This window comes from Thalassobacter sp. (assembly GCF_982993085.1).
Genome location: NZ_CEZFMW010000108.1, coordinates 1 through 12,585, shown reverse-complemented (window position 1 = coordinate 12,585; position 12,585 = coordinate 1). Strand labels below are relative to the sequence as shown.

Below are 12,585 nucleotides of genomic sequence, written 5' to 3'. Positions count from 1 at the left end.
CGCGCAGCCACCGCAGGCGTTGTAATGCGCACAAGGCGCTTTGACCCGATGCTCTGATGGGGTGACGATCCGAATGTCCGTCAGCCGATCGCCTTTGGGCGTGCCAGAGACGACCTCACCAGGAAGAGTGCGGGGCGCAAATAGCGGCCCCTCCGCGATACCATCGCCGAGGTGGCCTAAACGTGTGATCTTGATGTCCATAGCGCGCTTGTAGGTCTATTCGGCGGCTTCAGCCACCCCGATAAATCCACCCGACTGTCGGTCCCAATACCGACGGTACAGCCCGTTATGCGCCAACAGCTCGGTATGGCTGCCTTGCTCTACGATGCGCCCTTGGTCCATCACAACGATGCGGTCCATCCGTGCGATGGTGCTAAGCCTGTGGGCGATGGCAATGACGGTTTTGCCGTCCATCACCCGCTCTAGGGCTGTTTGGATCTGCGCCTCAACCTCGCTGTCGAGAGCGGATGTCGCCTCATCCAAAACCAAGACCGGCGCGTCTTTTAGGATGGCACGGGCCAGAGCGATCCGCTGGCGTTGCCCGCCCGACAGCTTAACGCCCCGTTCACCCAGATGCGCATCGTAGCCCGTACGCCCCTTGTGATCCTTGAGGCCGAGAATGAACTCATGCGCCTCGGCGGCCCAGGCGGCGGCCTCAATCTGTGCGCGGGTGGCATCGGGTTTGCCGTAGCGAATGTTGTCGAGCGCGGAGCGGTTGAACATGGCCGTTTCCTGCGTGACCATCCCGATCTGTTGGCGCAAGGATTGCTGCGTCAGGTCGCGCAGGTCATGACCGTCCAGCGTTAGAGTGCCGTCCTCGGGGTCTTGCAGGCGCAAGAGTAGGCTGACCAAAGTGGATTTTCCCGCCCCCGACGCGCCCACAAGCCCCAGTTTTTCACCCGGTGCCAGCGAAAGGGCTACGTCCTGAACGCCGCCTTCCTTACGGCCGTAGGTAAAGGTCACGTCCTTGAACGCCACTGCGCCCTTGGCTTGGCCAATTTCCTGCGCATTTGCCCGGTCTAACAGGGTTTGCGGCGCGGTCAGCGTGCGCATCCCGTCCTCAACCTCGCCCACGTTCGCGTACATTGCCATCAGCGTAAAGCTGACCCACCCGGTCATTTGCGCGATCCGGATCGACACGGCTCCGGCGGCGGCGATGTCACCGGGGGTGGTAACGCCAAGCGTCCATAGCCAAGTCGCGCCCCCAATCAGCAGTACGGGCAAAACGCCCGCAGTCGTCATCAAGGCAAAGCGAAACCCAGTCGAGAGCTTGCCAAAGGCGAGAGCTTTGCCGCGCAAGGTGCTCATGGCATCAAGGGCGGCGCGATCCTCATGGTCCATGTGGCCAAACAGTTTGACGGTTTTGATGTTGGTGATTGTGTCCACAACTTGGCCCGTGACCATGGCACGAGCGCCTGCTCGGTCGCGTGACCTGACGCGGATGCGGGGCATGAACCAGCGGATCATCAGGAAATAACCGACCAGCCAAATCACCAGTGCACCGGCAATCCGTGCGTCGATTGTCGTTAGCAAAAGGGCCGAACCGACCAAGGTCGCAAGGGCAAAAGCCACGACATTGATGAATTCGTTTGTGACGTCCGTTAGTGCGCGCGCGGTTTGCATTTGTTTTGAGGCGATCCGCCCCGCGAAATCGTTGTCAAAGAACGAAACGGCTTGGCCCAGTGTCCAGCGGTGCAGTCGCGATTGCACCAGTGGATAGACGTTGGGCGGCACGACGATTCCGTTAAACGCCGCCGATGTTCCGAACAAAAGCGGCCGTATCAGAAGGAAAAAACCGACAAAGACCAGCAAAAGTGGCCAATTGTCCGCAAAATAGGTGGCGGGGCCCGTGGATACCGCGCTGTCGATCACGGCGCCGAGCAAAAAGGCCGAGATCACCTCGGTCGCGCCCGCTAGTGCCGATACACCGAAGGCCACGATCAGCACGGGCCATGTACCTGCAAGACACCATTTGAAGAACGCCCACAGCGTACGCGGAGGCGGGCCTCCAGCGGGTTTGAACGGGTCGATCAGGTTGCCGAGGCGCGTGGCCACTTGCTGCATCATTCTGCTGCCTCCGTGGCAATAAATCCGCCTGACTGCCGCGCCCAAAAGCTGGCATATAGCCCACCCTCGGCCAGCAAATCTTCGTGTCGGCCTTGCTCGGCGATGCGGCCGTCATCCAGCACTAGAATGCGGTCCATCTCGGCGATTGTTGAGAGGCGGTGGGCGATGGCGATCACGGTTTTGCCCTCCATCATGCCATAAAGGGTGTCTTGGATTGCGGCCTCAACCTCACTGTCGAGCGCGCTGGTGGCTTCATCCAATACAAGGATCGGTGCATTTTTTAGGATCACGCGAGCCAAGGCGACGCGTTGCCGTTGCCCGCCCGAAAGCTTGACGCCCCTTTCGCCGACCTGAGCCTCATAGCCTTGGCGGCCCTCGGGGTCCTCTAGATCAAGGATGAAATCGTGCGCTTCGGCCTGCTTGGCGGCGGCGATGATGTCGTCCATGCTGGCACCGTCGCGGCCGTAGCGGATGTTGTCCGCAACGGATCGGTGCAGGAGCGAGCTGTCCTGTTGAACCATGCCGATTTCACTGCGTAAACTGTCTTGGGTGACGTGGGCGATGTCTTGGCCATCGATCAAGATGCGCCCGCCCTCGGTGTCATAGAACCGCAAAAGCAGTTTCACGAGAGTCGATTTCCCTGCGCCAGAGCGTCCGATCAGGCCGACTTTTTCGCCGGGTTTGATCGTGAGGGATATTTGATCCAAGCCCCCCGCGCCCCGCCCATAGTGGTGGGTCAAAGCGTCCATTGTGATTTCACCTTCGGTGAGGCGTAGTGGCTTGGCGTCTTTGGTATCAACCAGCGTGATGGGTTGAGAGATTGTCTCCATCCCCTCGGCCACGACACCTAAGTTGCGGAAAAACGATGACAGCGCCCACATGATCCAGCCGGTCATCGCATTCAGCCGCAGGGTTAGGGCGGTGGCCGCTGCCACAACTCCTACCGATGCGGTGCCTTGCATCCAAAGCGCGATGGCCCATGCGACCACCCCGACAATTAACAACCCATTCAACAGGGTCAGGACCACGTCCATAACGGTGAAAATCCGCATCTCACGTGCGAATGTTTGGCGAGTGTATTCGATTGCGTCGCGGGCGTAGTCGACCTCTTGTTCATGCTGGGCGAACAATTTGACGGAGTGTATGTTGGTATAGCTGTCCACGACGCGTCCCGTCGTCATAGACCGCGCATCTGATGCGGCTTTGGACGCGGGCCCTACGTTTTTCATCGTCCAACGGACCAGCGCACCATACAGCCCAAACCAAGCCAAAAGCGGTAGCAAAAGGCGGGGGTCAGCATCAAATAGCAGCGCCGCGGCACCGATCAGATAGGCCAGTGCAAAGGTGATTGCGTCAAAGATTTGAAAGACGGCTTCGCCCGCAGCAGGGGGCGTTTGCATGATGCGGTTGGCGATACGCCCGGCGAAGTCGTTTTCAAACCAGCCAACCGATTGGCGCAGAACCTGCCGGTGCGCGCGCCACCGGATCAGCGTACCAAAATTGGGCAGGATTGAGTTGTTCAACAACATCACATTGAGTGCTTGGACCGCAGGGCGCAGAACCAGGACAAACACGGCTGCTATGATCAACTCGGTTCCGTGGGCCTGCCATACTTGGGTTGGGGTTTGGTCCGACAGCAGGTCAACAAGCCGACCCATGTAAAAGATCAAGCCGATCTCGACCATCGCGACCAGCACTGAGGTGAATGCCGCAAAAGCAAAGATGCGTTTGAAGGGTTGGGACAGATCCCACAGGAATGGCCACAACCGCGTGGGCGGCGTGTCAGTCTCCCGGTAGGGGACGTAGGGGTCCACCAGGTTTTCGAAAAAGCGCATCATGGGATTTGGTCCTTTGATGCGAATATAATCCCTTAGCTCAGAAAAACCATGACCGCTGATGCCAGAAGGGCCGATGCCATCACGAGGTTAAACACCCGCCATGCCGTCGGGGTCTGAAGCAGATAGGCCAAAAGGGTGCCTGCCGCGGACCAAAACAGGCAGACAAAAAAGTTAGTGCCGGAAAAGGCGGAGCCGATGCGCAGCGCTTCTTGGAGCGGGGGCAGGCTGGACGCAAACCCGGCAGAGGCTGCAAGTGCAACGGCCCAGACCTTGGGATTGACCCATTGAAACAGGATCGCCTGCACAAATGTAAACGGACGCTCATCCGGGTTGGGTGTGGCGGATGGTTTGGCCATGGCTAGCTTGTAAGCCATGTAAGTGATCCAGCTGCCCGCAATCAGCTTAAGCGCCCATTCTAAAGCGGGCGCCGCCAACAAAAGCGCGCCAATGCCAAGCGCCGTCAGGCCCGCTGTGATGCCCACGCCCACCACAACACCCAAGACGTGGGGCAGTGTGGCCTTGAATCCAAATCGCGCGCCCGAAGAGGTAATCAGGATCACGTTCGGCCCAGGTGAGAATAGACCCGCAAGGACAAAGGCATAGAGGGGATCGGTCAATAGAAACATGCGGGCGTTTGTGCCGCTATTGGTTGGGCGTGTCGAGACCATTCAGCAAGGCGCGCGCGTCCAGTGTTCCGCGGCTTGCCAGCCATCGCGCGCGCGCAGTTGCCAGCGCGGCACCCAGTTGCGGGCCGGTCAGCGGCGCAAGGTCCGCAGCTGTGATGGGGAACGTCGCCGCAGCCCCATCCGCAAGGCCATCAGTAGCCATCGGTTGTTCAAACAGGGCGGCTCTTAGGGTCAACGCGTGCAAGCCATCCTCGGCACCCAGTTCATACCCAAGCGCAAAGGGCGATTGGGTCGATGTCGCGGCTTCCCTAAGTCGGATGAGGCGCTTGGCCTCTGCCTTTGATAGGCGCAGTCCGCTTGGATCGCCGCCCAACGCCCCAAGGCGTACGCCCCAGTCTGGGGTCATTTCTAGGTGGATCAGGGGGGCAAGTGCGCGGGTGTCTGCGTCGGGCAAGACACGTTGCAACAGCCCCGCTTGGGCCATCGCAGCTACAGCGGGGGCAGGGTCGGGTGCGGCGAGCAGTTTGCGCATCTCATGGCCAATGCGCTCACGGCTGAGCCCCGATAAACCGTCACCGAGTTCTGCACATGCGGCCAGCCCATCGGCATCGAGGCTATCGCCATAAAGCGCGGTGAACCGAAAGAACCGCAGAATGCGGAGGTAATCTTCTCGGATCCGGGCCTGTGGCGTGCCGATGAACCGCACAAGCCGCGCGCGCAGGTCGGGCAGGCCGCCAAGCGGGTCAATAACATCACCCACCGCGTTGGCATAAAGCGCGTTCATCGTAAAATCACGTCGGGCGGCGTCCTGCGCGATGTCGGTGCCAAAGGCGACGGTGGCCCGGCGGCCATCAGTTTCGACATCGCGGCGGAAGGTGGTGATTTCGTGCGGGATGCCATCGGCGATGACCGTGACCGTGCCGTGATCGATGCCCGTTGGCACGACCTTGAGGCCAGCGCAGGCCGCGATCACTTGCTGAGGAGTGGCTGAGGTTGCGATGTCCACATCATGGACCGGCATGCCAAACAGATCGTTGCGCACGCAGCCGCCTACGGCATAGGCCTGATAGGCGCTGAGCCTCGCAAAGACCTCTTGTGTGCCTGACGCGCTAAGCCATTTTCCCGTGATATTCATAGTCGATCCGCCAAGCCGCGCAGCATCCGTGCGGTCGCGCCCCAAATGTAGTAGGGTCCATAAGGGACTGTATAAAATTGACGCCAGTTGCCGCGCCACATGCGCCGCTCAATGATGTAATTCGCAGGCGTCATGACGTGGCGCATCGGGACGTTAAAGACTTCTTCAACTTCACCCGGCTCTGGTACTGGGGCGAAGGGGGCCGCAATATGCGCCAAAACGGGCGTGACGTTAAAGCCGGTGACCGTTTCGTGTGGCGGCAGGGTGCCTAGCACATCGGCACCCGCCAAGCCGATTTCCTCACGCGCTTCGCGTAGGGCTGCGGTGATGTCGTCCTCATCGCCGTCCACTTTGCCGCCGGGAAAGGCGATCTGACCGGGGTGGTGTTTGAGCTTGGAGGACCGTTTGGTGAGTACCAGTTCTAGTCCGTGCGCGCTGTCTTGAACGGCGATCAACACGGCGGCGGCGCGCAGGGTGCGGCCCTTGGGGGCGGCTACCTCTGGCGATAGGTCGTAGTCGGACGACCCAGTGCCCTCCGCGGCACAAGCAGCGCGGAGGGCATCGAGATCAAGCATCAGGTTTGTCCGTGGCCTCAAACCCAAGCGTGTTGGGTGCAAAGGTGTAATGCGCGCCACAGAACTGGCAGTCGGCGGTCACGGTGCCTTCATCCGTGGTCATGTGGGCGATGTCCTTGGCCGAATAGATCGACAGGGACGTCCGCACACGTTCTTCGGAGCAGGTGCAGCCAAAGCGCACGCCGGTGGCTTCATAGACGCGGGGCTGTTCCTCATGGAACAAACGGGTCAACAGCTCAGTCGGTGAAACGGTTGGCCCGATCAGTTCAAGATCATCGACGGTATCCAACAGAACGTTGGCGCGGGTCCAGTTTTCGCCTTCATCCTCGCTGAGGATATCTGTTGCGGCCAGTAGGCCTGCGTCGCCAGAGCCGCCCTCACCCGTCACATGGGGAGAAGCCTTGGGCATGTGTTGCAACATGACGCCACCTGCGCGCCACGCGGATTCTTCGCCGGGCAGCGTGCTACGCCCATAGCTAAGCGCAAAGCGGGTCGGGATCTGTTCGGACTGAGCGAAATACGTCTCGGCGCAGGATGACAGGGAGCCGCCTGCCAAAGGCGTGATGCCTTGGTAGGGGGCCATATCTTGGCCTTGGTCGATCAGGATCGCAAAGTAGCCCTTGCCCACGAGGTCAAAGATATTGCCCACGTCCAGTGGCGCGTCTTTGTCATAAGAGGCGTAGGCGCGGATCTGGCCGGGCTCTCCCTCGGCGGTGGGACCGTAGTAATCGGTTGCCAGAATACGCACGGGACCATCGCTGCGCACCTGAAGGGATAGCTTCCAGCGCAGTTTGATCGTTTGCCCGATAAGCGCGGTCAAAAGGGCCATTTCGGCCACCAATGCCTCGACTTGCGGGGGGTAGTCATGTTGTTTGAGGACGTTCTCCAATACTCCGTCCAGCCGCGCCACGCGGCCGCGGATATCTGAAGCGTCGAGTTGGAACGGCAACACGGTGTCATCCCAGGCGATTTGAGTGCCTGTGGTCATGGGCTTTCCTTACCTTGTATCGGCTGGCATAGGGGGAGCATATAGGCCCCCTGCCGCCCCGATCCAAGCCCCCTATGAGTTGCCGCCATGATCCCTCGCTTTGGTCCCGCCCCGCTTCGTGCCCGCCGCTATACACTGCGCCCGGGCGCATATGCGATTTTACCGTTGGGGGATCGTGTGCTGATCACCCGGCAATTGGGGGATGAGGATGAATTTCAATTGCCTGGTGGCGGCATAGATCCGGGTGAATGTCCGCTGCGTGCGCTGCACCGAGAGGTCTATGAGGAAACGGGCTACCGGATCGCGGTGCCGCGCCGGTTGGGTGCGTTCCGGCGGTTTGTCTTTATGCCGGAATATGACCTGTGGGCTGAAAAGCTGTGCCACATCTATACTGCCCGCCCCACTATGCGGATCGGCCCGCCGATTGAACCCCTACATGAGGTCCATTGGCTGCCGCGCGCAGATGTGCCCGCGGTGTTGGGCAACAGCGGCGACCGGGCGTTCGCGCAGGCGGTGCTATAGTCCGGGCGTAATCCGGACTTAGTTACCCAAGATAGCACCCAGTGCATCCAGCAAGAACCGCTCTAGCCGATCTTGGCCCTGTGGCGCACTGTGTTGTTGAGGTTGCGGGGGCGGGCGTCGATCTGTGGTGGCGTCGATCATCGGTAAGGGGCTGATTGGCAGCCCATCATGCACGCGGATCATCGTTTCACGCCAAATCTCAGCGGGAAGGCCGCCGCCTGTGACGCCGGACAAGGGGGTGTTGTCGTCATACCCCATCCAGACGCCAGTCACATAATCCCCGGTGAACCCGATGAACCATGCATCCCGCGCGGCCTGAGTTGTGCCCGTTTTGCCCGCAGCGGGGCGGCCATCGGGCAGTTGAGCCCGCCCGCCGGACCCAGTCTGAACAACCTGATGCATCATGTAGACCAACTGCCGGGCGGAGCGTTCTTGGATCACGCGTTCGCCTAATCCGCCCTCTTGGCCGATCAGGGGGCTGGGGTCTGCGCGCAAGGACAAGGACACAAGGCCATAGGGCGTCACCGAGGTGCCGCCGTTTAGGATGCCCGCATAGGCGCCGGTCATTTCCACCAACGTGCTTTCGGAAACACCAAGCGCCAGCGCAGGCCCTTGGGCAAGGTCGCTGTTGATGCCGAACTGCTCAGCCACAGTGCGCACCACATCGCGGCCTACATCCTCAGACAGGGCAACTGTTGCCGCGTTTAGCGACTGTGCCAGTGCAAATGTCAGGTCGACGTCGCCAAAGAACTCATTTGTGTAGTTTGCAGGACTGTAGGTGCCGGACCCTGGAACCTTGATGGCCAAGGGCGCGTCGGTGACGATGCTATCATAGCGGTAACCCAGATCGAGGGCTGCGGCGTAGACGAACGGTTTGAACGCTGATCCGGTTTGTCGCATCGCCTGCGTTGCGCGGTTGAATTGGCCCGCGCGCAGGGTGTTGCGACCGCCAACCATGGCGCGCACGGCGCCATCCGCGCTCATCACGACGATGGCGGCTTGGGCGTTGGACCCTTCGCGAACCTTGGTTTCAAACACCAGTTCCAGCGCGTCTTCGGCGGCCTGTTGGATGCGTTGGTCAAATGTGGTGCGCAGAACGACGTCTTCTGTCGTGTCGCGGGTCAGGAACGATGGGGCTTTGCTCATGACCCAATCGGCAAAGGCATTGCCGGATTGGTCGCGTGCGGCGGTGGATAGGGTCGCGGGGTTTGCCTGCGCTTGGGCGTATTGGGCCGAGGATAAATAGCCCTGTTCATGCATCAGCCGCAACACCGTGCGCGCCCGTCGTTGGGCGCGTTCTAGGTTGCGTGTGGGGGCGTAATATGACGGTGCAACAAGCAGCCCGGCCAGCATTGCTGCTTCGGCGGGGCGGACCTCCATTGCGGATTTGTTGAAATACCGCTGGCTTGCGGCTTCAAACCCACGGGCACCAGCGCCCAGATAGGCACGGTTCAAATAGACGGCGAGGATTTCTTCCTTGGTGAACTTCCACTCCATCGCCATGGCGAAGGGCACTTCCTTCAGCTTGCGCCAAACGGAACCAACCCGGCATTGGGCTTCATACTCAGCTTCGGTCATGCCGCTGGACGGCAGATACGGATCGCCAAGACAGACCAGCTTGGACACCTGCTGCGTGATGGTCGAGCCACCGTTGCCTGACAACGGTCCACGCCCTTCGCGCAGGTTAATCCGGATCGCAGAGGCGATGCCGCGCGGGCTGACCCCAAAGTGGCGATAAAACCGTCGATCCTCGGTTGCTACGACCGCGTTCACAAGGTGGGGTGAGACGGTCGCAAAACTGACAGGGCCGCCAAATTGATCACCACGCCACGCATAGACGGCGTTGTTGCGGTCATAAAACGTTACGGAACCCCTGTGCCGGCCGTCCTTTAGCTCGGCCATCGTTGGAATGCTTTGGTAGGAAATCGCGACGGCGCAGGCAAGAATCAGCGCACCAATGACCGATACCCGCCATGTGATGCCCCAAATCAGCCGCCAGATCAGGCGGATCAGTCCCGTGATCAGCATTTTTATGCGACCCATAAACGTGCGCGGTTTTTGCGTCCGCGCGCTGCGCTTTGGCGTCTTTGTCCGTTTGGAAAACGTAAAAAGTCGCCTGAAAAAGCCGCCACGCTTTGCCTTTGCGGGTTTTTTCCGCTTTGGCGCTGGCGGCCGTCGATCAGCCACAAGTGGACGCCTTTTGCCAGAGTTCGCCATACTGCCTCGCTCGTGTTTCGCCTTTTCGGCGGAGTTTTGCGCAGCATACCGCGTGGTGACTCGGATGTAGACCGAAAGTTGATGAGTGATTTCTTAACGCGATGCTCAAAAAGCGGGCAAAGTCGCTTTTTTGTGCACATAAACGCGTAACTCGCCCTCTGGTTGCAGAAAGCACCCCCCATTCCGTTGCACCCCAGCTCTGTTGCCAATGATTTGAGCACGTGGACTCCCCAAACGTGGGGCCAAAACAAAAAACCGGAAGGGTGAGAAACGTGAAACTCATTATTGCAGCAATCAAGCCGTTCAAGCTTGAGGAGGTCCGCGAAGCGCTGACCACTCTCGGCGTGCGCGGCATGATGGTGACGGAAATTAAGGGCTTCGGCTCACAGTCGGGTCATACGGAAATTTACCGCGGTGCAGAATACGCCGTGAACTTTGTGCCAAAGGTCAAATTGGAGCTCGTGGTAGCGGACGGCATGGCCGACCAAGTTGTCGAGACCATTCAAAGCACCGCCAAAACCGATAAAATCGGCGACGGCAAAATCTTTGTTCTGGACGTAAATCAAGCCGTTCGGGTCCGCACCGGCGAGACCAATGATGACGCGCTGTAAGCCAGAGACATAGGGGATAAACCAATGAAAATTAAAGTGCTTCTTTCCACCCTAGCCTTGGCGGCGATGCCCGCTGTGGCCTTCGCGCAGGAGGCTACGCCGTCCTTCGACGAAATCGGCCCCTACATCATGACCACCTTGCTGTTCTGCATGGCCGGTTTTCTGGTGTTCTTTATGGCGGCTGGGTTTGCGATGCTTGAGGGCGGCTTGGTCCGTTCCAAGAACGTGACCATGCAGATGACCAAGAACATCGCGCTCTATTCTGTCGCAGCGATCATGTACTGGCTCATCGGTTTCAACCTTATGTACCCCGGTGACTTCAACGGCTATGTCGGCTCGTTCTTTGTGCCAACCGTGCTGGATCCCGTGGGTGTTTCCGCTGCGGATGCCGCGCTGGACTACGCGTCCATCGGTTCTGACTTCTTCTTCCAGTTGGTGTTTGTTGCGGCAACGGCGTCGATCGTGTCCGGCGCGCTGGCTGAGCGGATCAAACTGTGGCCCTTCCTTGCCTTCGTCGTCATCCTGACTGGCGTAATGTATCCAATTTCCGGGTCTTGGCAGTGGGGTGGCGGCTGGTTGTCCGAAGCTGGTTTCTCGGACTTTGCAGGCTCGACTGTTGTGCACTCTGTGGGTGGCTGGGCCGCTCTGGCTGGTGCAATCATCCTTGGGCCACGCTTGGGTAAATACTCCAAAGAGGGCAGAGTCACACCGATGCCCGGTTCCAACTTGGCGCTCGCCACATTGGGTACGTTCATCCTGTGGCTCGGTTGGTTCGGCTTTAACGGTGGTTCGCAGCTTGCGATGGGTACTGTGGGTGATGTGTCTGACGTGTCGCGCATCTTTGCCAACACCAACATGGCTGCGGCTGCTGGTGCGGTCACCGCGCTGGTCATGACGCAACTGCTCTACAAAAAGCCTGACCTGACCATGGTCTTGAACGGTGCTTTGGCTGGTCTTGTGTCGATCACGGCTGAACCTCTTGCCCCTACACTGTTTGGTGCATTGTGGATCGGTTCCGTGGGCGGTGTGATCGTTGTTCTCGCGGTACCACTTTTGGACAAGCTCAAGATCGACGACGTGGTCGGCGCCATCCCGGTTCACTTGTTTGCCGGTATCTGGGGCACAATCGCGGTCATCTTTTACAACGGTGACGCGGCTCTGGGCACACAGCTTCTGGGCATCGCGGCCTACGGTGTGTTCACCTTTGTTGGCGCGCTGATCGTGTGGATCATCCTCAAGGCAGTCGTGGGTATCCGCGTCTCTGAGGAGGACGAGCTGGTCGGCTTGGATAAGGCAGAGTTGGGGATGGAAGCATACCCCGAGTTCGCCAACTCCTAATTTAACCGCAGTCTGCTGCGTATGACGAGTGGCCCGGACAGAGCAATCTGTCCGGGCTTTTTCATGGAAGTTGTGTTTGTAACCGCCGTTTGTTCGCGTTTGTGCTAGGCTGAAGCGCGGTGCCCAGTGGAAACCCAACTTGGTGGCGGCACCGTGCGGAATGGCCAGTATTATCTGATCTATCTATGAATTCTGTCCGTAACTGCACCCAATACATTAATGGTGCCGCGCGAAATTCCCTTGAGATGGTTCACTGTGCGGTTGCTTGCGACTTCACGCGTTGGCGTGCCTTGCACAAAGTCGCGGGTAGTTTCCCTTTGGGCGTTGCTAAAAAGCTTAAGCGCCATGCAACGCAAAACCGCCGGGCTGTTAGGCCCGGCGGTTTGATATTCTACTAAGTTCGAAAGAGGCCTAGACGCTCTCTTCGATCCAGCTTTTGAGGGCTGCCGCAGGGGCTGCGCCGACTTTGTTGGACACAACTTCACCGTCTTTGAACATGAACAGAGCTGGAATGCCGCGCACGCCCATTTGTGCGGGGGAGTTCGGGTTTTCGTCCACGTTTACTTTGACGATCTTCACGCGGCCTTCGTACTCTTCGGACAATGCCTCAAGAGCGGGGCCGATTTGTTTACAGGGACCACACCACTCGGCCCAGAAATCCACCACGA

The 12,585-nt window shown here is 59.4% G+C and carries 11 protein-coding genes and 1 pseudogene; 3 read left to right on the top strand and 9 right to left on the bottom strand.

Annotation, left to right across the window (positions count from 1 at the left end):
• From AC4GMC_RS14470 to hslO, 7 genes and pseudogenes are all read right to left on the bottom strand, one after another.
• Positions 1-201: pseudogene (locus AC4GMC_RS14470) on the bottom strand (class I SAM-dependent RNA methyltransferase); the annotation flags it as partial.
• A gap of 15 nt (positions 202-216) precedes the next feature.
• Positions 217-2,067 (bottom strand): ABC transporter ATP-binding protein, encoded by a 1,851-nt coding sequence (locus tag AC4GMC_RS14465; protein ID WP_487880377.1) that lies wholly within the window; start codon positions 2,065-2,067, stop codon positions 217-219.
• Positions 2,064-3,905, bottom strand: coding sequence for an ABC transporter ATP-binding protein (locus tag AC4GMC_RS14460; protein ID WP_487877272.1), 1,842 nt, complete (start codon positions 3,903-3,905; stop codon positions 2,064-2,066). Before AC4GMC_RS14460 ends, AC4GMC_RS14465 begins: the two co-directional genes overlap by 4 nt.
• A 32-nt stretch (positions 3,906-3,937) precedes the next feature.
• Positions 3,938-4,531, bottom strand: coding sequence for a LysE family translocator (locus tag AC4GMC_RS14455; protein WP_487877273.1), 594 nt, complete (start codon positions 4,529-4,531; stop codon positions 3,938-3,940).
• 16 nt (positions 4,532-4,547) lie between these two features.
• On the bottom strand, positions 4,548-5,666 hold the full coding sequence (locus tag AC4GMC_RS14450; RefSeq protein WP_487877274.1) for a CCA tRNA nucleotidyltransferase: 1,119 nt from the start codon (positions 5,664-5,666) through the stop codon (positions 4,548-4,550).
• The gene (locus tag AC4GMC_RS14445; RefSeq protein ID WP_487877275.1) at positions 5,663-6,241 is read right to left on the bottom strand and encodes an NUDIX hydrolase; all 579 of its coding nucleotides are present in this window, start codon (positions 6,239-6,241) and stop codon (positions 5,663-5,665) included. The genes AC4GMC_RS14450 and AC4GMC_RS14445 overlap by 4 nt, the downstream gene beginning before the upstream one ends.
• Positions 6,234-7,229, bottom strand: a complete 996-nt coding sequence (hslO, locus tag AC4GMC_RS14440) for an Hsp33 family molecular chaperone HslO (RefSeq protein WP_038005598.1) — start codon at positions 7,227-7,229, stop codon at positions 6,234-6,236. Before hslO ends, AC4GMC_RS14445 begins: the two co-directional genes overlap by 8 nt.
• A gap of 87 nt (positions 7,230-7,316) precedes the next feature.
• On the opposite strand from hslO, the gene AC4GMC_RS14435 reads away from it, so the two are divergent.
• On the top strand, positions 7,317-7,751 hold the full coding sequence (locus AC4GMC_RS14435) for an NUDIX domain-containing protein (RefSeq protein WP_487877276.1): 435 nt from the start codon (positions 7,317-7,319) through the stop codon (positions 7,749-7,751).
• Positions 7,752-7,769: 18 nt separating this feature from the next.
• On the opposite strand, the gene AC4GMC_RS14430 is transcribed toward AC4GMC_RS14435, so the two are convergent.
• The gene (locus tag AC4GMC_RS14430) at positions 7,770-9,968 is read right to left on the bottom strand and encodes a transglycosylase domain-containing protein (protein ID WP_487877277.1); all 2,199 of its coding nucleotides are present in this window, start codon (positions 9,966-9,968) and stop codon (positions 7,770-7,772) included.
• Between the two features lie 272 nt (positions 9,969-10,240).
• On the opposite strand from AC4GMC_RS14430, the gene AC4GMC_RS14425 reads away from it, so the two are divergent.
• Both AC4GMC_RS14425 and AC4GMC_RS14420 read left to right on the top strand, forming a co-directional pair.
• A complete protein-coding gene (locus tag AC4GMC_RS14425; RefSeq protein ID WP_038005603.1) occupies positions 10,241-10,579 on the top strand; it encodes a P-II family nitrogen regulator in 339 nt (112 codons plus the stop codon).
• A gap of 24 nt (positions 10,580-10,603) precedes the next feature.
• Entirely contained in the window at positions 10,604-11,917 is a 1,314-nt protein-coding gene (locus AC4GMC_RS14420) for an ammonium transporter (RefSeq protein ID WP_487877278.1), read from the top strand.
• 411 nt (positions 11,918-12,328) lie between these two features.
• On the opposite strand, the gene trxA is transcribed toward AC4GMC_RS14420, so the two are convergent.
• On the bottom strand, positions 12,329-12,585 hold a 257-nt coding region (trxA, locus tag AC4GMC_RS14415; protein WP_487877279.1), incomplete at its 5' end, for a thioredoxin.